This window comes from Flavobacterium sp. RSP46 (genome assembly GCF_003984825.1).
Lineage (GTDB): Bacteria > Bacteroidota > Bacteroidia > Flavobacteriales > Flavobacteriaceae > Flavobacterium.
On the sequence record NZ_RYDM01000005.1, the window covers coordinates 41018 to 63675 of the forward strand.

23 protein-coding genes and 1 pseudogene are annotated in these 22658 nt (G+C 33.8%); 11 read left to right on the forward strand and 13 right to left on the reverse strand.

The window, feature by feature from the left end; translation table 11 throughout:
* Positions 1-4 precede the first annotated feature (4 nt).
* From EKM01_RS09535 to EKM01_RS09555, 5 genes and pseudogenes are all read right to left on the reverse strand, one after another.
* A complete protein-coding gene (locus EKM01_RS09535; RefSeq protein ID WP_231507367.1) occupies positions 5-682 on the reverse strand; it encodes an outer membrane lipoprotein carrier protein LolA in 678 nt (225 codons plus the stop codon).
* A 43-nt stretch (positions 683-725) separates the two neighbouring features.
* Complete coding sequence (locus EKM01_RS09540; RefSeq protein WP_126562567.1) at positions 726-3173, reverse strand: DNA translocase FtsK; 2448 nt, start codon at positions 3171-3173, stop codon at positions 726-728.
* A gap of 17 nt (positions 3174-3190) precedes the next feature.
* Positions 3191-3565 carry a diacylglycerol kinase family protein gene (locus tag EKM01_RS09545; RefSeq protein WP_126462760.1) on the reverse strand — a complete coding sequence of 125 codons (375 nt, stop codon included), beginning with the start codon at positions 3563-3565 and terminating at the stop codon, positions 3191-3193.
* A 10-nt stretch (positions 3566-3575) separates the two neighbouring features.
* Positions 3576-4073 (reverse strand): thiol peroxidase, encoded by a 498-nt coding sequence (gene tpx, locus EKM01_RS09550; RefSeq protein ID WP_126462763.1) that lies wholly within the window; start codon positions 4071-4073, stop codon positions 3576-3578.
* Positions 4074-4259: 186 nt separating this feature from the next.
* Positions 4260-4457, reverse strand: a pseudogene (locus tag EKM01_RS09555) (hypothetical protein).
* Between the two features lie 1011 nt (positions 4458-5468).
* Between EKM01_RS09555 and EKM01_RS09565 the strand changes: the two are divergent.
* From EKM01_RS09565 to EKM01_RS09610, 10 genes are all read left to right on the forward strand, one after another.
* A complete protein-coding gene (locus tag EKM01_RS09565; protein WP_126768114.1) occupies positions 5469-6266 on the forward strand; it encodes a sulfite exporter TauE/SafE family protein in 798 nt (265 codons plus the stop codon).
* A 357-nt stretch (positions 6267-6623) separates the two neighbouring features.
* Entirely contained in the window at positions 6624-8024 is a 1401-nt protein-coding gene (locus EKM01_RS09570) for a rhodanese-like domain-containing protein (protein WP_126768116.1), read from the forward strand.
* Positions 8025-8035: 11 nt separating this feature from the next.
* A complete protein-coding gene (locus EKM01_RS09575) occupies positions 8036-8353 on the forward strand; it encodes a rhodanese-like domain-containing protein (RefSeq protein ID WP_126553703.1) in 318 nt (105 codons plus the stop codon).
* 272 nt (positions 8354-8625) lie between these two features.
* Positions 8626-8934 (forward strand): DUF202 domain-containing protein, encoded by a 309-nt coding sequence (locus tag EKM01_RS09580; protein ID WP_126462775.1) that lies wholly within the window; start codon positions 8626-8628, stop codon positions 8932-8934.
* A 67-nt stretch (positions 8935-9001) separates the two neighbouring features.
* Entirely contained in the window at positions 9002-10216 is a 1215-nt protein-coding gene (locus EKM01_RS09585) for an MFS transporter (RefSeq protein WP_126768119.1), read from the forward strand.
* Between the two features lie 64 nt (positions 10217-10280).
* The gene (locus EKM01_RS09590; protein ID WP_126568488.1) at positions 10281-10850 is read left to right on the forward strand and encodes a TlpA family protein disulfide reductase; all 570 of its coding nucleotides are present in this window, start codon (positions 10281-10283) and stop codon (positions 10848-10850) included.
* A gap of 102 nt (positions 10851-10952) precedes the next feature.
* A complete protein-coding gene (locus EKM01_RS09595; protein ID WP_126463080.1) occupies positions 10953-11516 on the forward strand; it encodes a YeeE/YedE family protein in 564 nt (187 codons plus the stop codon).
* Positions 11517-11526: 10 nt separating this feature from the next.
* Positions 11527-12024, forward strand: coding sequence for a DUF6691 family protein (locus EKM01_RS09600; RefSeq protein WP_126740114.1), 498 nt, complete (start codon positions 11527-11529; stop codon positions 12022-12024).
* 6 nt (positions 12025-12030) lie between these two features.
* On the forward strand, positions 12031-12435 hold the full coding sequence (locus EKM01_RS14675) for a hypothetical protein (RefSeq protein WP_199749424.1): 405 nt from the start codon (positions 12031-12033) through the stop codon (positions 12433-12435).
* Complete coding sequence (locus tag EKM01_RS09610; protein WP_158616098.1) at positions 12407-12628, forward strand: hypothetical protein; 222 nt, start codon at positions 12407-12409, stop codon at positions 12626-12628. The genes EKM01_RS14675 and EKM01_RS09610 overlap by 29 nt, the downstream gene beginning before the upstream one ends.
* A gap of 433 nt (positions 12629-13061) precedes the next feature.
* Here EKM01_RS09610 and EKM01_RS09615 read toward each other — a convergent pair whose 3' ends face one another.
* A complete protein-coding gene (locus EKM01_RS09615) occupies positions 13062-13508 on the reverse strand; it encodes a tellurite resistance TerB family protein (protein WP_126462796.1) in 447 nt (148 codons plus the stop codon).
* A 402-nt stretch (positions 13509-13910) separates the two neighbouring features.
* Between EKM01_RS09615 and katG the strand changes: the two genes are divergently transcribed.
* Positions 13911-16163, forward strand: a complete 2253-nt coding sequence (gene katG, locus EKM01_RS09620) for a catalase/peroxidase HPI (RefSeq protein ID WP_126768125.1) — start codon at positions 13911-13913, stop codon at positions 16161-16163.
* A gap of 77 nt (positions 16164-16240) precedes the next feature.
* Here katG and EKM01_RS09625 read toward each other — a convergent pair whose 3' ends face one another.
* The 7 genes from EKM01_RS09625 to glyA all read right to left on the reverse strand — a co-directional run bounded on the left by EKM01_RS09625 (position 16241) and on the right by glyA (position 22555).
* Positions 16241-16669 carry a DoxX family protein gene (locus tag EKM01_RS09625; RefSeq protein ID WP_126564243.1) on the reverse strand — a complete coding sequence of 143 codons (429 nt, stop codon included), beginning with the start codon at positions 16667-16669 and terminating at the stop codon, positions 16241-16243.
* A gap of 321 nt (positions 16670-16990) precedes the next feature.
* Positions 16991-17488 (reverse strand): GNAT family N-acetyltransferase, encoded by a 498-nt coding sequence (locus EKM01_RS09630; protein ID WP_126562350.1) that lies wholly within the window; start codon positions 17486-17488, stop codon positions 16991-16993.
* Between the two features lie 20 nt (positions 17489-17508).
* Positions 17509-19305, reverse strand: coding sequence for an ATP-binding protein (locus EKM01_RS09635; protein WP_126768128.1), 1797 nt, complete (start codon positions 19303-19305; stop codon positions 17509-17511).
* Positions 19306-19315: 10 nt separating this feature from the next.
* Positions 19316-19768: a response regulator gene (locus EKM01_RS09640; RefSeq protein WP_233589319.1), complete on the reverse strand. Its 453-nt coding sequence runs from the start codon at positions 19766-19768 to the stop codon at positions 19316-19318.
* A gap of 29 nt (positions 19769-19797) precedes the next feature.
* On the reverse strand, positions 19798-20358 hold the full coding sequence (locus tag EKM01_RS09645) for an AraC family transcriptional regulator (RefSeq protein WP_126462812.1): 561 nt from the start codon (positions 20356-20358) through the stop codon (positions 19798-19800).
* 196 nt (positions 20359-20554) lie between these two features.
* Positions 20555-21148, reverse strand: a complete 594-nt coding sequence (locus EKM01_RS09650) for a tRNA-(ms[2]io[6]A)-hydroxylase (protein ID WP_126462815.1) — start codon at positions 21146-21148, stop codon at positions 20555-20557.
* 132 nt (positions 21149-21280) lie between these two features.
* A complete protein-coding gene (gene glyA, locus EKM01_RS09655) occupies positions 21281-22555 on the reverse strand; it encodes a serine hydroxymethyltransferase (RefSeq protein ID WP_126553685.1) in 1275 nt (424 codons plus the stop codon).
* Positions 22556-22658 lie beyond the last annotated feature (103 nt).

A 22658-nucleotide genomic window follows, 5' to 3' on the forward strand; every position in this document is an offset into this window, starting at 1 on the left:
TAAATTAATCTAATTTGTTGATGTAGTAATTTGGATATTTACTGCTTGCAAATGTAAATTGATTTTTTGACAAAGGTTGGTTGGTTTTGAAAGAATTAACCGTTAATGTTGTTTTTGTCCCTTTTTTTCCTATTTCAATCAAATTGTAGATGTGTTTCGTTTGTACATCAATTCCTAATAACACCTCTTTTCTTTGGTCTTTAGAGTTAAACGGAATCAACTTTATATACTGAATTTTTCTACCTCTGACATTTTGTAAAACATCCATATTGTACTTATAACCAGTATTGAAAAACGTTAACATTTTAGAAGGTGTAATTGCATTGTCATCTTTATCATTGACCGTTGAAATTGTAATTTCCTCATCTTCAGGAACAATGGTATAGGCTTTTTTTCCGTCATAAATTTTAGTTACTCCCATGAAATTTAAAACATATTGATTGCCTTTCATGGTAACATTTCCTTTACTTTCCTGATTAATGTTTTCTTTTGTATTATTCAAAGAATACTTAAAATCAATTATTATAGTATTGTAGCTTTTGACTTTTGCAGTAACTTGGTCTAAAAGATTTTTTGCTTTTTTATCCTGAGCTTGTATCGAAAAACTAAAAAGTAATAAAGTGGTAATAAAAATAAGTCTTTTGCTCAAGTTCTTTAGATTGCTTTTTTTGAATGGCTTCATTTGTTCGCTTTTACTTGAGTTTTGAATCTTTGTTTTCATGTTGTTAATTGTTTTGTTCATTGTTGAAAAATTGATCAAGAGAACTTATATCCAGAATGTTTACACTGCGCGCTTTACTTCCTTCAAAAGGGCCTACAATTCCTGCGGATTCCAATTGATCAATCAATCGGCCCGCTCTGTTGTACCCTAGTTTTAGTTTTCTTTGTAACAATGATGCGGAGCCTTGTTGTGCATTGACAATTATTTCGGCTGCTTCTCTAAACAAAGTATCTCTATCAGAGATATCCATATCAAGATTAATGCCACTTTCTTCCCCAATAAATTCTGGAAGTAAATAAGCGGTAGCATATGCTTTTTGACTACCAATGAATTCCGTTATTTTTTCTACTTCTGGTGTGTCTATAAAGGCACATTGTACACGTACTACATCATTTCCGTTAGTGTATAACATATCGCCACGCCCAATTAACTGATCTGCTCCTTGTGTGTCAAGAATGGTCCTAGAGTCAATTTTTGAAGTAACTCTAAAGGCGATTCGGGCAGGAAAATTAGCTTTTATCAAACCTGTAATTACATTTACCGAAGGTCTTTGAGTAGCTATAATCAAATGGATTCCTATGGCACGCGCTAATTGTGCCAGGCGAGCAATAGGAACTTCTACTTCTTTTCCGGTAGTCATAATCAAATCGGCAAATTCATCTACTACAAGAACGATATACGGTAAAAATCGGTGGCCATTTTCTGGATTCAATTTTCGGGCTTTAAATTTATCGTTGTATTCTTTAATGTTTCGCACCATCGCGTCTTTCAACAAAGAATAGCGATTATCCATTTCTACACACAGGGAGTTTAAGGTATTAACTACTTTTGCATTATCAGTAATAATTGCTTCATCCATGTCTGGAAGTTTGGCTAAATAGTGTCTTTCAATCTTATTAAAAAGGGTCAGCTCCACTTTTTTAGGATCTACCAAAACAAATTTAACTTCTGCGGGATGTTTTTTGTACAAAAGGGAAGTTAAAACAGCATTTAATCCAACAGATTTTCCTTGTCCGGTAGCACCGGCCATTAATAGGTGGGGCATTTTAGCTAAATCAACTACAAAAGTTTCGTTCGAAATGGTTTTTCCAAGAGCTATAGGTAATTCCATTTCGGCTTCTTGAAATTTAGCGGAACCAATAACACTTTTCATCGAAACCATCGTGGGGTTTTTGTTAGGAACTTCAATCCCTATGGTTCCTTTCCCAGGAATAGGGGCAATGATCCGAATGCCTAATGCCGAAAGTGACAGCGCAATATCATCTTCTAGACTCTTGATTTTTGAAATTCGAATTCCTGCTTCCGGAACAATTTCATATAAAGTAACTGATGGTCCAACGGTCGCTTTGATCTGTGCAATTTCAATTTTGTAATTGCGAAGCGTATCTACAATTTTATTTTTATTTTCTTCTAATTCTTCCTGATTGATAGTGATTCCTCCCGTAGAATATTCTTTTAATAGGTCAATCGTAGGAAATTTATAATTGGATAAATCCAATGTTGGATCAAATAATCCAAAATCAGCAACTAATCGCGAGGCTAAATTTTCTTCAATTATATCCTCTTCCGGAGCCGTTTCTATTACAAAAGTATCAATTGGAGCTGCTAATACCTCTGGTTTTGCTATTGGTGTGATTTCCATAGCGAGAGGCTTGGCAACAGGTTCCCGGTTAATATTCGATGCGTTGCTTATTGTAGGTTTTAATGCTTCTTTGTTAATTTCAAATTGATTGCCATTGGTTTTCAAATGAATACTGTCCTCTTCTTCGGTTACGGCAAACTCTTCTAAATTATAACCACTGTTCTCCTTTTTGATGGGACTGGCTGTTGCTAAATCAGTCTTTAATTCTTGTTTTGTTTGATCAAAAAAGGATTGGATTTTTTCTGGTGAAATTTTAATTTTGAAAATTACATATATAATTAACCCAAATAATAAAATCAATAAAGTGCCTGTTTTTCCAATGTAATCTTGTGAAAAAGAATTCAATTCATAACCAATTACACCTCCTAATTCAGGTACTGAAGTAGCAAAAAAACCAAACAAAACTGATAAAACGACGCTCACAAATAAATCCCAAAACCAAATGTTTTTTAGTTTTTTTAAAGGTAATCCTACTATTAAATATATTCCAGTTAAGAAAAATAACCGGACAAATATAAATGCAGCAACTCCAAAACCGTTATAAATTAGCAAATCAGCTAAAAAAGCGCCAAATTTCCCCAACCAATTTTGAACAATTTCCGTACGATCCGCAATCGCATGAACTGCGCTTTGATCTTCTTGACCGTAAATGTAAAAGGAAACAAAAGCAAATAATAAAGCAATTGAAAACAATACTAACAGTGAGCCAAAAACAATTTTATGTTGTTTAGTCACCCTCCAAGGACTATTCTCCGGAGTTTTAGAATCATTTTTGTTGTTTAAAGGAGGTATTTTTGTTGTTTTTGCCATTCGAGTTGTACTAATTCTTACAGGAATTTTGGTGTATAAATAATTAAACCGATTGTTATTGCTGTTAAAGCAGCAAAAAAGACCGCTCCTGCGGCAATATCTTTAATAAACCCAATTTTTTCATTATAATTGGGATGGATAAAATCAGCTACTTTTTCTACAGCCGTATTCAATCCCTCAATGCTAAGAATTAATCCTATTGCCAGAGTTTGAAACAGCCATTCTGTTTTAGTAATACTAAAATAAAATCCAGCAATAGTCAACAGTATGGCTATTGAAACCTGAACCATTATACTGTGTTCTGTGCGGATCAATTTTAAAGCGCCCTTAAATGCATAAGTGACGCTTTTTAATCTTCCCGTAATGAAAGTGGTATCTTTTTGAAACTCCATTAAGATGAAATTAAAGTACAGCTAAAGCCGCTTCATAATTTGGCTCGTCTGCAATTTCAGCCACTTGTTCCGTATGGGTAACTATTCCGTTTTGATCAACAACAATGATTACTCTGGAATGCAATCCTGCCAGAGGGCCATCAGTGATTTCTAAACCATTTACTTTGCCAAATTCACCACCTTGAAAATCAGATAAATTAATGACATTTTCAAGTCCTTCAGCACCACAAAAACGTTTTTGGGCAAAAGGCAAATCTCTAGAAACACATAATACAGTTGTATTTTCTAAAGTACTGGCACTTTCGTTAAATTTTCTCACGGAGGCTGCACACGTTCCTGTATCTATACTTGGAAAAATATTTAAAACTAGTTTTTTACCTTGAAAATCACTAAGCGAAGCTACAGAAAGATCTGTTTTAACTAATTTAAAATCAGCTAATTTAGTCCCTATTTTTGGTAATTCTCCTGAAGTGTGTATTGGATTTCCTCCTAATGTTATTAATGCCATAATTTTGTTTTTTTAATAAGGTTCAAAAGTATGAAAATTATTTAAGAATAAGACCTCAAACAGGTGTTTAAAGTTTCCATTTTTACCTCTTATGATAAACCCGCAGGTACTGCTGTATTCTCTTTTATTGAATAAAACACACACACATTGTTAAGTACGTTTTTAAAATATTGAATATGATTTATTTTATTTGTCGATAGAATCTAGTACTCGTTTCATGAAAGTATTTAAAGCTTCTTTTTTATTAGTTCCGGTTTTTACCAGTTTGCTCATCTCTAAAGCACCTTACATAGTAGAAATTAATTCGCCTATCACATCTAGTTCTTTGTATTTCAAGAATGAAATTTCAGTCATTGCCTCAAGAACTTCTATAGTTTCAATGATATAATCTTCATCATTTTCTGAAGCTAATTTTTTAAATTTTGGTAATTAAATCCTGTAATGTATCTTCGGTTAATTCGATTAAAATAAGTTAGGTTTTTAAGGTTGAAAGAAGCAAAGGTTCAAAGCGACAATGCATGAATTTGTGCAACAAAAAACCTTTGTTGCTCTGAATCTCTGAACCTTTATATCTTTATTTGAATTAATTTAGTACACAACAAAAACATATATTATTGAAATTCAACCAAATAAAGCCCCTGTAATTTGCTAAAAAATACTGATATTTCGTACGTTATAGAATTATCACCACATAATTTTTATAGTGAAGAATACCAGTCTTGAGGGTAAAGACACAGAGCTTATTTCAGTTTTACAAGATCATTTCAAAGGAGAACTCAATTTAGCAAGGGTCAAGCTCATTTGTTTATTCATTACGGCTTTATGCAAAATAAAGACAATCAATTATGATAAGTTAGCATCTGAATTTGCGACAACTGCTACTAAAAATAGCTCTTATAGAAGAGTGCAATGATTCCTGAAGGAATTTGTTTTTCCCATGAAAATAGTTTCTTCTTTGATATTCAATTTATTACCAGCTAAATCCGATTTGGTATTGGTGCTAGATAGAACCAATTGGAAGTTCGGATTTTTGATTAATGATTCTTGATTTCAGATGTGGTAGAACCCTTAAGATCAAATTTATCTCTTTTATTTACTTTATAAATAATACCATTTGCTAAACTGTTTTTATTTTCTCCTATTTGAATCATTCAGAGCGCTACCTACATAGAAAACAAGAAAAAAATTGCTCAAGAATAAAGACAGCTATGCTTTTATTTCGTCTGTAGCCTGTTGATACTCTCCCGTTCCGGAACTGTAAACAATCCATAAGAAATTGTCATTATAATTACCCTAAAGGAATTTGAATTTTAGAAAAAATTTTTTTATATGTGATAAATGTTACTGAATGCAAAAATTTAACAGACAATCTTTGCAATCATAAATTTTACAATTATGGAATATATTGGTTATTTTTCGTCAATACTCATTGGAGTTGCATTAGGGCTCATTGGCGGTGGAGGCAGCATTCTTACCGTACCTGTTTTAGTCTATTTATTTACAGTTGAACCCGTGATTGCAACTGCATATTCATTATTTATTGTTGGCTTGACAAGTGCGGTAGGAAGTGTTGGCTATTTCAAAAAAGGTTTGGTTAGCATAAAAACAGCTATTGTTTTTGGTATCCCATCAATTATCTCCGTTTTTACAACAAGAGCAATAATAGTTCCTGCAATTCCTAAAGAGCTGTTTTCTGTGGGAAATTTTATCTTGACTAAAGACCTTTTTTTAATGCTGTTTTTCGCTGTTATAATGATTATTGCTTCTTATAGCATGATTAAAAAAGACAAAAAACTCGCTTCTGAAGAACTACACGAACAAAAATTCAATTATCCGCTTATACTTATAGAAGGAACACTTATAGGAATAATTACCGGACTTGTAGGAGCTGGCGGTGGTTTTTTAATTATACCGGCTTTGGTTATTTTGAGTAAACTTCCTATGAAAGAAGCGGTTGGGACTTCATTAGTAATCATTGCTGCAAAATCTTTAATCGGTTTTTTCGGAGAAGGTGGAGAAAACGTTATTGATTGGCAATTCTTATTTACCATTTCAGCATTCGCAATTGTTGGAATTTCTATTGGTACAGCATTATCCAAAAAAATTAATGGCAACAAACTGAAACCCGCTTTTGGCTGGTTTGTTTTAGTGATGGGGATTTATATTATTACTAAGGAGTTATTTCTAAAATAAAATTATTGTATAACAAAAGTCACGTTGATACAGAAGCAATTTAAATAAATTTATCTTCTTATTACTAAAACAAATCCAAAAACAAATGGCTAATCAATATCAAATATTAATAATCAAAGGTCGAGGTAATTCAGTACTTTTTGTTACTCCACAATTGCTTATTAAAAAAATTTAATCAACCAAAATCAAATTGTACAAGAGAAGCGGCAAAAATCGTATCTACGAGCCACGACATTCATATTAATAAAATACTACAATTACAGTTATAAAATACTTGTGTAACATATGTCACCATTTTTAATAAATGTAATCTGTAATTTTGGTTTCAAATGAATAATAAACTTAAAAATAAACGATATGTATTTTCAACACATTTACGACAAGAGTCTTGCTCAGGCAAGTTATTTTATTGGCTGTCAAAAAGCAGGTGTAGCCGCAGTTATCGATCCTAAAAGGGATGTTGACACCTACCTTGAAATTGCCAAGCAGAACAATATGAAAATTACTCATGTTTTAGAAACACACATTCATGCTGATTTCCTCGCTGGTTCCAGAGAATTAGCAGCTTTGACGGGAGCAGAAATGTACCTTTCAGCGGAAGGCGGGCCCGATTGGAAATATGAATTCCCTCATGTTGACATTAAAAATGGTGATGTTCTGAAAGTAGGAAACTTAAAAATAGAAGTAGTTCATACACCAGGACATACTCCGGAAAGCATCAGTTTTCTGCTAACCGATACGCCTGCCAGCGATGAGCCTGTCATGTTGTTCACCGGTGACTTTGTATTTGTGGGAGATGTAGGAAGACCTGATTTGCTTGAAAAAGCAGCAGGAATGAAAGGAACACAGGACATTGGTGCTAAACAAATGTATCAATCCATTACTAAATTCGATGCATTACCTGATTATATTCAAGTATGGCCAGGTCATGGAGCAGGTTCTGCTTGTGGAAAAGCGCTAGGAGCCGTTCCAAGCACCACTGTAGGATATGAAAAAATAAGAAACTGGGCTTTTCAGCATAAAAATGATGAAACTGGATTTGTAAAATATTTATTGGAAGACCAACCGGAACCGCCAAAATATTTCGCGATGATGAAAAAACTAAATAAAGTAGATCGTCCGCTTCTTACAACTGTTCCAAAATTAAAACAACTGGATTATAGCGAGTTAACAGCAGCTTTAGAAAAAGGAATCAAATTGATTGATGCAAGAGATAAAACGGAATTTTCTACAGGATTTATTCCGGGAAGCATCAACATTCAAGGGAATAATTCATTTGCCACTTGGGCAGGATGGTTTCTTACGTATGAAGAACCTTTTATGTTGCTTGCCGATGAATCACAATTAGATGATTTGACTAGAAAACTAATGCGAATTGGATTAGACAACATTCACGGGTACATTCCTTCTACGAAAATATGGGAAGAAAATGGCGGTTCTTTGGAGAAAGTAAATCAAATTACAATAGAAGAATTTAAAGCCTTACAACAAGAAAAAGATGTTCAAGTTGTTGACCTTCGTGGTGTTGCAGAATACAATGCAGGTCATATCAAAGAAGCTGATAATGTATTTGTAGGTACTTTAGTAAATAATCTGGACAAAATAAGTAAGGATAAAAAAGTATTAATCCATTGCCAAGGTGGTGACAGGGCAGCAATTGCCTATTCATTATTAGCGCGAAATGGGTATAAAAATGTGCTCAACTATTCTCCTGGAATGAATGAGTGGATGAGCCAAAATAATCCTATTGAATACTAAAAACCTCAACTATGTTCGGAATTTTTAAAAATCTGTTTTCAAAAAAAGACACCACACAAATGGAAAAATTAATAAACGAAGGTGCTTTCTTAGTAGATGTTCGCACACCGTCAGAATTCGCAGAAGGTCACGTAAAAGGTTCAACAAATATTCCTTTGGATCAAGTGGCGAGCCAATTAGAAAAATTCAAAGAAAGAGAGCATATTATTGTTTTCTGCCGAAGCGGTAATCGCAGCGGTCAAGCCAAAATGATTTTGGAACAAAATGGTTTCAAAAACGTTACAAATGGCGGTACTTGGCAAGATGTAAACGAAGCGATAAGCAAATAAACAGCTGTTGTTTTAAAAATAGTGTATGCAGTTTAAAACAAGAAAAGTAGTTGTTTTAAACTGCATATTTATTTATTCAGCAATGAAAATTAGAGGACAATAAAAACACTTTGATTTTATTCTACTTATAAATACTGAAAAAACATTTGATTTTTCAAATTCATTTAAATAAAGAAGTAAATTTGATAGTGCTTTTAGAAAAAATTTTCATTTTTACTCTTCTACGAAACAAATACAACTAAACTACTTTTTGCACTTAATTATAAAATAATATGGAAACAAAAAAAGCAGCAAACAAAGACTTAATTTTAAGAGAAAAATTAGCATTGCAACGGACTGTATTGGCCAATCAATCTACTTTTCTTGCCTTTTTGAGAACGTCAATGTATTTTTTGATTGCAGGTTTAAGTTTGAGAAATCTGCTCAAAATTGAAAATAGTTTACTGATTGAAATCGCACTTTTTATCACTTCATTTATCATTTTTGTTTTTGGGACAATCAACTATTTCAAGCATAAAAAATCCATCCTAGAAAATAAAAAACACATAGGTGACTACCAATTAGAATATTACAAATTATAAGAACTTATACTTTTTTATTCCTAACTTCTTTTTCAAACGAAGATTTTAAATTCATAAATTACATCAATTGAAAACAAATACAACCAAACTTGGACTGAAAGAAAATTGGAAACAATTTACTATTTTGGTTATTGTCAATGCCTTTGTCGGCGGGATGATAGGAATGGAACGAACCATTATTCCAAAATTTGCTGAGATTGAATTTGGCATTGCTTCAAAAACGGCTATTCTCTCTTTCATCATTGCCTTTGGAATTACAAAAGCCATTACCAATTATTTTACGGGCAAACTGGCGAACCGTTTCGGAAGAAAAAATTTGCTTTTATTCGGTTGGATTCTAGCCATTCCAATTCCTTTTATTTTAATTTATGCAGAATCTTGGAACTGGGTGATTTTTGCCAATATTTTATTGGGAATTAGTCAAGGACTTACCTGGAGCAGTACAGTGGTGATGAAAATTGATTTGGTTGGAGAAAAAGATCGTGGACTTGCGATGGGACTCAACGAGTTTGCCGGTTATTTTGCCGTTGGATTAGTTGCTTTTCTGTCAGGCTATATTGCACAAAAATATGGCATTACGCCCTACCCTTTTTACTTGGGAATTGGGATTTCGATAATTGGTTTTTTATTGACTTTGTTTTTTGTGAAAGACACCCGAGTATTTGTTCAAAAAGAAAACACAACGAATAGAACTGAAAAATTAGATAATATTTTTCTCGAAACCACTTTCAAAAACAAAACATTAAGCGCCATAACACAAGCAGGATTAGTCAATAACCTGAATGACGGCATGATTTGGGGACTTTTACCTATTGTGTTGCTTTCTTTGAATTATGATTCACAGAATATTGGAATTATAACCGCCATTTACCCTACTGTTTGGGGTTTTGGACAATTGGTAACCGGAAAAATGTCTGATGTTTATTCGAAAAAAAAGATGTTGTTTTGGGGAATGTTACTTCAGGGAATAGCGATACTTTTTATTCCTTTTGCTGCAGCATTCTATCAGTTGGCCGCAATTTCAGCATTTTTGGGTTTAGGAACGGCGTTAGTCTACCCCACCTTTTTATCTGCCATCGCACAAGCTACAACTCCACATCAAAGAGCAGAAAGTATTGGTACATTCAGGCTTTGGAGGGATTTAGGATATGCGATAGGCGCGATTATTTCAGGAATAACAGCTGATTTATTTGGTGTAAATTATGCCATTGTTCTAATCGGTGTCATCACCATTGTATCATCACTAATTATTGAAATCCGAATGCCGAAAGACTCTTTATAAAAAACAACCCGCTAATTTTAATCTAAAATCGTTTCTTTTTAGAGAATAATAATAATTTAAAAAAATGGAGCCAAAAAAATCAAAAAAATCGACTGTTCAAAATATTGTTTTTATCGTATTAATAGCACTGCTTCTGTTCAGTCCGTTGGGCACTTTTGTAAAAGTACAACTGAATCGATTAATTGCTTTTTCGCCTAAAACAATTGCCGTTATGGATCAAAAAGAACTGTCAACTTATCAATGGCAATTAAAAGACGCCACCGGAAAGACGGTGTCATTGGACGCATACAAAGGTAAAATAGTATTCATTAATTTCTGGGCCACCTGGTGTCCACCTTGTATTGCCGAAATGCCAAGCATTCAAAAATTATATGTTGATTATCAAGACAAAATAGTCTTTTTGTTTGTGACAACGGATTCCTTCGAAAAAGCAAATGCTTTTATGATTAAAGAAAATCTGACGCTTCCTGTGTATCAATCGGTAACCAATCCTCCATTAGAAATGGAATCAGCGACAATTCCGGCAACCTATATTATTAATCAATCAGGAAATGTAATCGTAGCCAAAATTGGAACAGCAAATTGGAATAGTGATTCGTTCCGAGAAATGCTAGACGAGTTATTAAAAAAATAAAATTATTGTCATTTTTTACTTTTTTTTTCTTGTGTGACAAAAGTAACACAACTACTCATTTATAAATATAACCTTTGTTGTAATAAAAAAATAAATATGGAAATTTTAGAATTAATCAAAGAACCTTGGCCTTGGTACATTGCAGGTCCATTAGTTGGACTTACGGTTCCGGCTTTGTTAATCATTGGAAACAAATCATTTGGTATTAGCGCCTCTCTACGCCACACTTGCGCCATGTGCTTACCGGCAAATATTACGTTTTTCAAATATGACTGGAAAAAAGAAATTTGGAATATGTTTTTCGTTTTCGGTATTATATTAGGTGGTGTGATCGCGTACAGCTTTTTGTCAAATCCAAATCCAATTACTATTGATGGAAATCTAAAAACCGAATTGGCAGGCTACGGTATAACTGAAATTTATGGAATGTTACCGGAACAATTGTTCTCGTGGGAAAGTTTATTTACACTCAAAGGCTTTTTTATGATGGTTATTGGTGGCTTTTTTATTGGTTTTGGTTCTCGCTATGCGGGAGGTTGCACCAGCGGTCATTCTATTTCTGGTTTGTCTAATTTACAAATGCCATCGCTTATAGCAACATGTTGTTTCTTCATTGGCGGATTGATTATGGCAAATGTTATTTTACCATTTATTCTTTCACTCTAAATTACAAATTATGAACATTAAAGATCAAAATACAGATTTCGAAACGCGTTCTTTAGATACGGTTTGTATCAACGAGAGCCAATTAGAACACAAATGGTATCACAATTTGAAATACTTAATCATAGGTGTTTTGTTTGGTATTGTATTTATAAAATCCGAGGTAATCAGCTGGTATCGCATCCAGGAAATGTTTCGTTTCCAATCTTTTCACATGTATGGCATCATAGGAAGTGCTGTAGTGGTGGGGATAATTTCCGTTTTCATGATAAAAAAATTCAATATTAAAACCATTCATGGCGAAAAAATTGAATTTCATGACAAAACTTTCAACAAAGGCCAAATTTATGGTGGCCTTATCTTTGGATTGGGTTGGGCAGTAACAGGAGCTTGTCCTGGACCATTATTTGCACAAATTGGAACGGGTGCCACAGTGATGATTGTTACTCTGTTTTTTGCAATAGTGGGAACTTGGGTATATGGTTATTTTAGAGACAAACTGCCTCATTAATACCCTATGAATCCAGAAAAACAAAATATCATTCCATTTAAATCGCTCGTAAAAAGGCTAATCTATCTGTTTATAACCATTATCTTCCTGGTAATGGTTTTCTTCGTCGGTTTGTTTTTCAATACCACAATTACCGCTTCGTTTCAAAATAATGATTCAAATCTCGATTCTCTTTATATCGATGCAAAGAAAAAAGTGATTTTGCAAAATGAAACGGCAAAATTCTGGAAACCGGCTGACATCGCTCTGATTAAAGATTCAACTTTAAAACAGGAAGTAGAATATGGCAAAGATCTAATTGCGCATACGGCAAAATATTTGGGTCCAAATGGCAGTGTCAAACCAATTACTAATGGAATGAATTGCAACAATTGCCATCTGGATGCCGGTAAAAAAGGTTGTGTTAAATAAATACGAATTGCCTTCTTATGTGCAGACCAATGCTGATGTACGCTACCAATTTCAGGGGATGTTAAAAGGGTTTTATGCGCAATTATTGTATGTACACAAGTTCAATGCGGGTGAAACCTATGCTAACAAAAATTATATTTTAAATAAAACGAATATGAGTACTATTAGTTTTATACTCAATTTCAATTTTTAAAATATGGCTTTTTTTTTAATCCAAATAATAAAATTTCATGATCAGATAGTGCAGCACTAAATACAGTAAAGTTCCCACTATGATTAATGTAACTAGACAACTGATCAAATTGAGTACAACATTAGGGATAAACTTCAGTCTGGGATGCGTGATTATGGGTTCCCTATGAAGTTTTTTGTGAATACTTTCCTTTGCTATTTTGATTTTCTTTTTGATGGTCAATAGTTTTTTTTAAAACAACAGTCGCGAATAATTCTTGTTGTTTTTGGTTCCGTAATTACAGTATTCTAAAGTACATAATAAATTCAACATAAATAACGCATCAAACCAAAAAAGAGTATTGCAATTCAAAATACTCTTCTAATTGTTAGTCTTACAAAATCAGTGTAGATCAAACCTCTTTTATATTATGACACGGTTTACATTGGCCTGTTTATATCTCTTTGTTGTTTCCTTTATTTTTCAAGAATATCACTTCAATTATTTTACTGGTCATTGCTGCCTTTATTTGGAGTCGATTAGACAATACTTCAATTATGTTTTTTTCTTCCTTCTCTAATTTTCCATCCGCAAGTAGTACTTCTAATGCAAGTGCAAAAACGGTTTCTTTATCTTCTTTCTGGATCCATTCACAACAGGCAGAAAGATATTTTAATTGCCCCATTTCAATTCTTAAAGTATAGGATTTTGCATAAAGAGGCGCAATATCGATTCCTATAAATTGTTCTTTAGAATGCAATACTCTTGATAATGCTGCTGTTTCCGAATCAGTAATTTGATTGTCCGCAGAAATGCAAGAATATAAAATTCCAACCCAAGCTTCATGAGCTGATACTATCGGATTTTGATCCTTACTTTTTTTATCGTCAAATAAACTCATTTTTTTATTTTTTGGATTAAAGTTACAGCTAACAGCACCAAGGATGGCTTAGTTTGGGATTAAATTGTTATTTATTTTTTAGTTCGCACTAAATTTATCAGTATAAGAAGTATTATGTCAATGCTGAGATATTCCATAACCACCTTTGCTATTCCATTTCCTTTATTTAAACATAAATCAGAACTAAAAAAAAGTGGAACCCAATTCTAGTAAACTAGTGCACTTAAAACCAAAAGAATACCAATACACAAATGCAGATGACTTTTTAATTGATTATTTTTAATAAATTGATAAATTCAGAATTAATGACAACCACTATAGTTTTTATCTATTAAAAAGTAATTTAGGAAAAGTAATTTGTATGTAACTTTGCTTTAAAGAAAATAAAAAACAAATCATACGATGGAAAATAACACAAACCCGAGCTCCAAATCTTACGATGTCAACGGAGAAAACAAATGTCCATTTAATCATGGTGCGAGTGCTGGTACTCCTGCAAAGCATGGTGCTGGTTCCGCTTCCTCAAATCGGGACTGGTGGCCAAATCAGTTAAAATTAAACATTTTACGCCAACACTCTGAACTGTCAAACCCAATGGGGGATTCGTTCAATTATGCGAAAGAGTTCAAGTCTTTAGATTATGCTGCTTTGAAGCAAGATATTATGGATTTATTGAATACTTCACAAGATTGGTGGCCGGCAGATTATGGTTTTTACGGAGGATTCTTTATTAGAATGGCATGGCATAGTGCAGGAACCTATCGTATTGCTGACGGACGCGGTGGTTCTGGAGCTGGTACACAACGATTTGCACCACTAAACAGTTGGCCTGATAATGCGAATCTAGACAAGGCTCGTTTGTTACTATGGCCCATCAAACAAAAATATGGCAGAAAAATCTCTTGGGCTGACTTATTAATTTTAAGTGGTAACTGTGCATTTGAATCCGCAGGATTTAAAACTTTTGGTTTTGCTGGAGGTCGTGAAGATGTTTGGGAACCAAATGAAGATATTTATTGGGGCTCAGAACGGGAATGGTTGGGAGACAATCGTTACAATGAAGAACGCGAATTAGAACAACCGCTAGCCGCAGTTCAAATGGGATTAATCTATGTAAATCCAGAGGGGCCTAATGGGAATCCAGATCCAGTATTGGCCGCTCATGATATTCGTGAAACGTTTGCTCGTATGGCAATGAATGATGAAGAAACCGTAGCATTAAGTGCAGGTGGACATACATTAGGTAAAACCCACGGTGCTGCAGATCCAGATAAATATGTAGGACGAGAACCGGCTTCAGCCCCTATTGAGGAGCAAAGTAAGGGCTGGAAAAACAGCTTCGGTACCGGAAATGCAGGGGATACAATAACCAGCGGTCTTGAAGGAGCATGGACAACAACACCTGCAAAATGGAGTAATAACTATTTTGAAAATCTCTTTGGATACGAATGGGAATTGACCAAAAGTCCAGCTGGTGCCCATCAGTGGAAACCAAAAGGGGATGCAGGCGCTGGCACGGTGCCAGATGCTCATGATCCTTCCAAAAGTCATCAACCGTTTATGCTGACTACAGATCTTTCATTACGTTTTGATCCTGCTTATGAAAAAATATCAAGACGCTTTCTAGAAAATCCGGCAGAATTTAATGATGTATTTGCCAGAGCATGGTTCAAGCTTACTCACAGAGATATGGGACCAAAAGTACGCTATCTGGGACCAGAAGTTCCTGCTGAAGAACTAATTTGGCAAGATCCAATTCCTGCGGTTACACATCCATTGGTTAATGATCAAGATATAGTTAACCTTAAAACTATTATTCTTGCTTCAGGATTGTCTGTTTCAGAATTAGTTTCAACTGCGTGGGCATCTGCCTCTACTTTCCGTGGTTCTGACAAACGTGGGGGAGCTAATGGGGGTCGCATTCGTCTTGCTCCACAAAAAGACTGGAAAGTGAACAACCCAGCACAACTGGAAAAAGTGCTTAACAAACTTGAGAATATCAAAAAAGAGTTCAATAGTGCTCAATCTGATAGTAAACAAGTTTCAATTGCTGATTTAATTGTTTTAGGTGGTAGTGCAGCGATAGAGAAAGCGACATCAATAGCAGGTCAAACTATCTCAGTACCATTTACACCTGGACGTACAGATGCATCACAAGAACAAACAGATATAGAATCATTTGACGTTCTTGAGCCTCAAGCAGATGGTTTCCGTAACTATGTTAAAACAAAATATACGATATCAGCAGAAGAAATGCTGATTGACAAAGCGCAATTATTGACCTTAACAGCTCCAGAAATGACTGTTCTTGTAGGCGGTATGCGTGCATTGAATTCAAACTTCGATCAGTCTCAAAATGGTGTTTTCACGAAACATCCAGAAACCCTTACAAACGATTTCTTTGTAAACCTACTTGATTTAAGTACCACCTGGAAAGCAGTTTCTGAGTCAGATGACGCATTCGTAGGAAGTGATCGTACAACAGGCGGATTGAAGTGGATAGGAACTCGTGTAGATCTTATTTTTGGTTCTAATACGGAACTAAGAGCCATAGCTGAAGTTTACGGGTATAAAAACGGTCAAGAAAAATTTGTAAAGGACTTTGTAGCAGCATGGACTAAGGTGATGAACCTAGACCGTTTTGACTTACTTTAATTTAGATTTTATAATTTGTTTAAAAAGGTGGTCTGGCAACAGACCATCTTTTTTTATTTGTAATTCGATTTACAAGTTCATTCATTCTTCATCAAAGCTTTATCCAAAGACCAAAATCCACTCCCTTTTATTAGTAAATAAAAACTACCTAAAAGCATTGCCCAATCAGTTCTGCTACCATGAAGCAGTTCCCAAAATCCGTTTTCTAAATAAACATCTGATTTTGTTGTTGCAAATGCTACTAGCATAACTATAAGTAAAGGAATACTTGCTAAGCGCGAACACAACCCAATTAAAAGTAAGACGCCACAAATAATTTCAAATGCACCAACAAAACTTCCTAATAAATCAGGTGAAGGCAAACCTATTTTTTCAAATCTCCCAGCTCCGCGAATTGCTGGAAACAAAAACTTTTGAATACCTTCCGATAAAAACACTGCTCCTACTATGAAACGAATGATTATTGTGGTTTTTGAATTGTCTGTATTAATGATTTTTTCTAACATATTATTTTCTTATTGGTATTTGTCTGTCTGTGGGTGTCTTGATCGTAAAAAAAGGTGCGTTTTCCATTGCATGACATCGGTTACAGTTGATTGTTATATTCTCAAATTCTTTATTAAAGATCAAGGTGTCCTTACTTTGAATACTTTTTTTCATTTCGGGTAAAATAACCGTCAAAAAATGGTCGGCTGATGCTGCTCTTTTGGGACTCCGCTCAAGTCCATTTTTTATGGTGGTGTACTGTCATCTACTTTTATAACTCCGGAAGTATACGCACTCTTCCTAACTTCTCCTGCTGTTGTTCAATAAGCAATTTTTGGTGATTATAGCTTTTTTTCCATTCTGTAGTCTTCCATTTTATACCCGTGCTTTAGTTCAATATCCTCTTCGGAAACAATTTCAAACCCTATTTTTTTATAAAAAGACAATGCGTTGTTGAATTTATTTACGTTCAAAGAGACCGCAACCGAATTATTTTCTCTAGCCAAATTTTCAATTGTATCAATCAATAGCTTCCCTGCTCCTTTTCCTTGTGCTTCTGGAAGCAAATAAATCTTGTGCAGCCGCGTTAGGTTTTGCGCTAAATAATTATGTGAATAAGAGGCAAAACCAAGGCAAAATTCATCCTGATGTACCAAAAGAAAACGATGTCCTTTTTGGATCAAATTTTCAAGTAATGCGTGTTCTGAATAAAAGAGTTCAAGCATATAGTCAATTTGTTCTTTTGACAATATGGCTCCATAAGTTTGAGGCCAAGTTTTATAGGCAATCTCCTGAATGGTTTTTAAATCTTTCGTAGTAGCTTCTGATATTGATATCATTCTGTTTTTTTGTAATTTAATTAAATCACATCCCCTTTTGGAATAAAAATATAAAATTTAGCCCCTACATTTGGCTTCCCTTTTACTTGTATAAAACCATTGTGGTTGTCTACAATTCTACTGCAAATAGCCAATCCCAACCCGGTTCCTGAATATTTAGAATCAGTTTCCAAACGCTTGAACAAAAGAAATATTTTTTCGGCATATTCCTGTTTAAAACCTATTCCGTTATCAGTAACAACAATCTTATAATACTCGTCTTTATTGCTTATTTTATACTCCCGGACTTCTTTATCCGTAATGTTTTTAGAAGTGATACTTATTTCAGGAGCTGTATCTTCCTTGCTGTATTTAAGTGAATTGGAAATCAAATTAATAAAGAGCTGTTTAATTTGAAAAGGTATTGCAGTAATGGTTGGTAATTTACCTATTTGAATTTCGGCTTTTTTCTCTTCAATATTTGATGATAAATCCTGGAGTATTTCGCCCAAAACTACATTCAAATCCGTTGTTACAAAAACTTTATCGCCTTTTATAGTTCTGGAATAATTGACTAAATCAATTAATAACGTTTGCATTCTGTTAGCTGCCACTCGTACTTTAGAAAAATATTCCTTCCCTTGTCGTGAAATCAAGTCCAATTCTTTTTCTTCCAGTCTGGAAATGAACATTTGAATCTTACGAAGCGGTTCTTGCAAATCATGGCTTACAATGTCATTAAAAGCTTCCAGTTCTGTATTAATATATTTTAGTTCTTTGTTACTTTCTTCTAATTCAAGTGTTTTTTTATATTGATTAGTGATATCATAATTTACCCCAATTTTTATTAAATCTCCTTTTCCATTAGTAGTAAAACTTCCAACACCCATAATATATTTGATATCGCCGCTTGGTGTTAAAAACCGAAATATCATGGAAGTCGACTGGTGATTTATCAAAGAATCCAGGTGTACTTTAGTTACATATTCTAAATCATCGGGATGTATGTACGGAATCGAATTTTCAATATTAGGTTCGAAAGCTTTAGGCTCAACTCCCATTAAACGGAATAAATTATCTGAAAAAGTATACTTTTTTGTTTCTATATTAACCATCCAATGTCCAAAACCTGCTGTTTTTTCTGCAGCGTTGTAGGATTCGTTTAGTAAATTTAATGCGTCATTTGCTTTTTTGAGTTCGTCAATATCAACATTCATTTTTTGAAAGGAAAGCAATAAAATCAAAAGCGAGAGGATGACTAATAAAAAAGCCGTAATTAAGGAGTCCTGCAATTCAAATTGATGGTTGTCATTTTGAAATTTTGTTTTTCTACTTTCCGAAAATATAATTTCGGTCACAAAGGATTTCATTTCTTCAGTGACTTTACTACTTTCGAGTAACTTTGCATTTAAATCAATCGGGCCGGAATTTTTACTTTTAGCAATAATGTAGGTTTGTCTGAATAACTTAAAGCGGTAATCGATGATTTTTTCGAGCTGTTCAATATCTTTATTTCTCAAAGCGTTATTAGCGGTCAACTCTTTTAACTTTTTGATGCTTTCTTCTATTTTTCCTCTGCTCAAAAACCGGTTCTCAATATAGCTGTCTTCTTTTGTTATGATGAAACTCCGCAAACTCGTTTCGTAAATACTAATAATCGACAAAAGTTTCTCTAATTCGATTTGGGTTTCATTTGAATTTGCAATTAATTCAACTGTTGAATCCAGTTTTTCCATTTGAGAATAAAACATTGAAGCAATATAACAAACCACAACAATTGCAATGGCCAATGCTATTTTAAAGACTTGAGAATTTTTATATAGTCCTAAAATTTTCATTTATTCTTTTTTATATGCTAAAGAAAAAAGTTTCTATGTTTAGTCCTGAAGAATGAAATTGCCAATTCATGTGTACAACTTCCTTGATTACTTTTTTCAACATTATAAAGTCATTTGGCTTTTTAATATAAATATTGGCTCCTTTAATAAAAGTATCTTCAATATCTTTCTCTGAGGAAGAAGTAGAATATATTGCAATTGAAATCTCTTTAAATCGGCTGTTGGCTCTAATCTCATTCAAACAATCCAGTCCTGTTTTTCCGGGCATATTCAAATCCAAGAATAAAACATGAGGCAACTTACTTAATGGATTTTCTAAATAATCCATCAGATCTTTACCATCTTTAAACAGCGTTAAATCATTGTTCATTTTGAGTTCTTGCAAAGCTTCACTAAAAAAAGTGCGATCATCTTCGTCATCATCAGCCAGAAGAATATGCATTGAATCTTGGTGTGCAATCATAAAATAGGGAATTATTTTTTAAATTTTATTTATTCTTTGTTTGATAATTTCCTTCTTTTACCTACAATTCTTTTAAACAAGGAAGGAGTTAATCCGGTTACTTTTTTAAATTGCGTAGACAAATAGGCTACACTGCTATAGTTTAACTCATACGAAATCTCCGTTAAAGTCAGTTTCTCTTCAATTATTAATTTTTTTGCTCTTTCAATCTTTTGAATAATAATGAAATTCTCAATAGAGGTATGGGTATATTCTGAAAAAACATTAGTGATATACCCATATCTGAAGTTCAGTTTGTCTGCTAAATATTGAGATATCGTTACGTCCGGAAATTTATCTTTATCGTACACTATTTCTATAATAGCATCTTTAATTTTTTGGATTAATTGTGCTTTTGGATTATTGATAATTTGAATCCCATATTTTTTTAAAACATCCTGAAGTGCGTTCAAACTCTCTTCTGAAATAGCATCCACAATTTCAATTTGCCCTAAGTCTAAAAGTTGATAATTAATCTCTAATTTTTCTAATTGCTCTTGCAATATAGCCCTGCAAGCTATGTTTCCATCATAATTAAAATTGAGCTTCATAGCAATAGATAATTGTTAGAATTAAATTTAAAAACATAAATATAAATCAAAAAATATAAATTTACAGCAAAAAAAAATAGTTTAGAATTAAAACAGCATTCTTTAAAAAGAAATAAAACACAAATTACTGATTACTAGTATAATTACGCGAATATAAATTTATTTAAAATAAAAACACAAACACAGAAAATAGATTTTATCCATGAATTGTTTCTTTATTTCCATAATTTGTTATAACATTCTCCTCAAATTCCAGCCATTCTCTCCATCGTTTTTCAACATCGATTCCTACCCCATATTTACGTGCATAGGTTATAAAAGTGGTATAATGTCCTGCTTCGCTTTCCATTAAATTCCTATAAAAAATAGCTAATTCTTCATCGTTGATATTCTCTGAAAGCACCTTGAAACGCTCACAGCTTCTGGCCTCTATCATAGCTGAAAACAATAACCGTTCCACTAAAGCAGAAATCCTGTTTCCGGTAGCGTTTTTTTTCATGTACAGATACAGTTCATTGACATAATCATCCTTACGCTCGCGTCCCAACTTTAGGCCGCGTTTAATGATAATATCATGTACTTGCTCAAAATGATCAAGTTCTTCTTTGGCCAAAGCCAATAAATCCTTCACTAGATCCTGATGCTCCGAGTTATTGGTAATTATTGTAATCGCATTTGTAGCTGCTTTCTGTTCGCACCAAGCGTGATCTGTGAGAATTTCCTCGATATTTTTTTCTACAATATTGACCCATCTGGGATCTGTTGGTAATTTTAATCGTAGTACGGACATTTTTTTAGTCTTAAAGTTAGAAAGTCATAAAGTCATAAAGTCATAAAGTCGAAAGCCAAAAACTAAGACAGAATATTAAATTCTAATCAAAGACTTTCGACTTTCGACTTTAAAACCTTTAAGACGTATTTTTTAGTATACGAAGATAGCTCTTTCGCTCATCATTTCGTTTACTTTATTGGCTACTTCTTCGATAATATCTTCATCCGTATGGTTCATTAATACCCGATCTATTAATGCCACAATGGTTTCCATATCTTCCTCAACCAGACCACGAGTGGTAATAGCTGGAGTTCCTACACGAATACCTGAGGTTACAAATGGTGATTTATCATCAAAAGGTACCATGTTTTTATTCACAGTAATTTCTGCTTTTACCAATGCATTTTCAGCATCTTTTCCAGAAATATTTTTATTTCTTAAATCAATTAGCATCATGTGATTGTCCGTGCCGCCAGAAATGATTTCGTACCCTCTTTTTACAAAAGCATCTGCCATTGCATTTGCGTTTTTTTGCAATTGTAACGCATAGGTAAAAAATTCATCTTTCAAAGCTTCGCCAAACGCGACTGCTTTTGCAGCAATAATATGCATTAACGGACCACCTTGATTTCCTGGGAAAACGGCCAAGTCTAATAAGGAAGACATCATTCTGATTTCTCCTTTTGGAGTGGTTAAACCAAATGGATTTTCGAAATCTTTACCCATCAAAATTAATCCTCCACGAGGGCCACGCAATGTTTTGTGAGTTGTAGTAGTTACAATATGGCAATGGGGCAATGGATCATTCATCAAGCCTTTGGCGATAAGCCCGGCAGGGTGAGAAATATCTGCTAATAAAATAGCGCCAACACTATCAGCAATTACTCTGAATCGCTCAAAATCCATATCACGAGAATAAGCCGAAGCGCCTGCGATGATTAGTTTTGGTTGCTCTTTAGTGGCTATTTCTTGAATTTTATCGTAATTTAACCGTCCAGTTTCTTTGTCAACACCATAAAAAGACGGAGTATACAAACGTCCCGAGAAATTTACAGGAGAACCATGCGTTAAGTGCCCACCATGAGACAAGTCAAAACCTAAAATTTTATCTCCTGGTTTGATACAAGCGTGGTAAACCGCTGTATTGGCTTGAGAACCAGAATGTGGCTGTACATTTGCATATGCAGCACCAAATAATTCTTTAGCTCGATCAATAGCAATTTGTTCCACAACATCAACTACTTCACAACCGCCGTAGTATCTTTTGCCAGGATACCCTTCAGCATATTTGTTAGTTAAAACAGAACCAGCTGCTTCCATTACTTCATCACTTACGAAGTTTTCCGAAGCGATAAGTTCTAATCCGTGAATTTGTCTTTCTTGTTCTTCCAGAATAAGGTCGAAAATTTGTTCGTCGCGTTGCATTTCTTTGATTTTCGTTAATTTTGATGCAAAAATACAAAAAAACGTTTGGTTAATAGTTAGATTATAATATATTTGATGAGTAATTTTTTAACAAAATAATTAA

What these genes read in the sequence shown, in the direction of transcription:
- EKM01_RS09615 (WP_126462796.1), bottom strand. Translation starts at nt 13,508, where the DNA reads ATGAGTTTATTTGACGATAAAAAAAGTAAGGATCAAAATCCGATAGTA.
- EKM01_RS09650 (WP_126462815.1), bottom strand. Translation starts at nt 21,148, where the DNA reads ATGTCCGTACTACGATTAAAATTACCAACAGATCCCAGATGGGTCAAT.
- EKM01_RS09590 (WP_126568488.1), top strand. Translation starts at nt 10,281, where the DNA reads ATGGAGCCAAAAAAATCAAAAAAATCGACTGTTCAAAATATTGTTTTT.
- tpx (WP_126462763.1), bottom strand. Translation starts at nt 4,073, where the DNA reads ATGGCATTAATAACATTAGGAGGAAATCCAATACACACTTCAGGAGAA.
- katG (WP_126768125.1), top strand. Translation starts at nt 13,911, where the DNA reads ATGGAAAATAACACAAACCCGAGCTCCAAATCTTACGATGTCAACGGA.
- EKM01_RS09610 (WP_158616098.1), top strand. Translation starts at nt 12,407, where the DNA reads ATGCCGGTAAAAAAGGTTGTGTTAAATAAATACGAATTGCCTTCTTAT.
- EKM01_RS09580 (WP_126462775.1), top strand. Translation starts at nt 8,626, where the DNA reads ATGGAAACAAAAAAAGCAGCAAACAAAGACTTAATTTTAAGAGAAAAA.
- EKM01_RS09535 (WP_231507367.1), bottom strand. Translation starts at nt 682, where the DNA reads ATGAAGCCATTCAAAAAAAGCAATCTAAAGAACTTGAGCAAAAGACTT.
- EKM01_RS09545 (WP_126462760.1), bottom strand. Translation starts at nt 3,565, where the DNA reads ATGGAGTTTCAAAAAGATACCACTTTCATTACGGGAAGATTAAAAAGC.
- EKM01_RS09600 (WP_126740114.1), top strand. Translation starts at nt 11,527, where the DNA reads ATGAACATTAAAGATCAAAATACAGATTTCGAAACGCGTTCTTTAGAT.
- EKM01_RS09570 (WP_126768116.1), top strand. Translation starts at nt 6,624, where the DNA reads ATGTATTTTCAACACATTTACGACAAGAGTCTTGCTCAGGCAAGTTAT.
- glyA (WP_126553685.1), bottom strand. Translation starts at nt 22,555, where the DNA reads ATGCAACGCGACGAACAAATTTTCGACCTTATTCTGGAAGAACAAGAA.
- EKM01_RS09575 (WP_126553703.1), top strand. Translation starts at nt 8,036, where the DNA reads ATGTTCGGAATTTTTAAAAATCTGTTTTCAAAAAAAGACACCACACAA.
- EKM01_RS09645 (WP_126462812.1), bottom strand. Translation starts at nt 20,358, where the DNA reads ATGAAGCTCAATTTTAATTATGATGGAAACATAGCTTGCAGGGCTATA.
- EKM01_RS14675 (WP_199749424.1), top strand. Translation starts at nt 12,031, where the DNA reads ATGAATCCAGAAAAACAAAATATCATTCCATTTAAATCGCTCGTAAAA.
- EKM01_RS09540 (WP_126562567.1), bottom strand. Translation starts at nt 3,173, where the DNA reads ATGGCAAAAACAACAAAAATACCTCCTTTAAACAACAAAAATGATTCT.
- EKM01_RS09625 (WP_126564243.1), bottom strand. Translation starts at nt 16,669, where the DNA reads ATGTTAGAAAAAATCATTAATACAGACAATTCAAAAACCACAATAATC.
- EKM01_RS09640 (WP_233589319.1), bottom strand. Translation starts at nt 19,768, where the DNA reads ATGATTGCACACCAAGATTCAATGCATATTCTTCTGGCTGATGATGAC.
- EKM01_RS09630 (WP_126562350.1), bottom strand. Translation starts at nt 17,488, where the DNA reads ATGATATCAATATCAGAAGCTACTACGAAAGATTTAAAAACCATTCAG.
- EKM01_RS09565 (WP_126768114.1), top strand. Translation starts at nt 5,469, where the DNA reads ATGGAATATATTGGTTATTTTTCGTCAATACTCATTGGAGTTGCATTA.
- EKM01_RS09635 (WP_126768128.1), bottom strand. Translation starts at nt 19,305, where the DNA reads ATGAAAATTTTAGGACTATATAAAAATTCTCAAGTCTTTAAAATAGCA.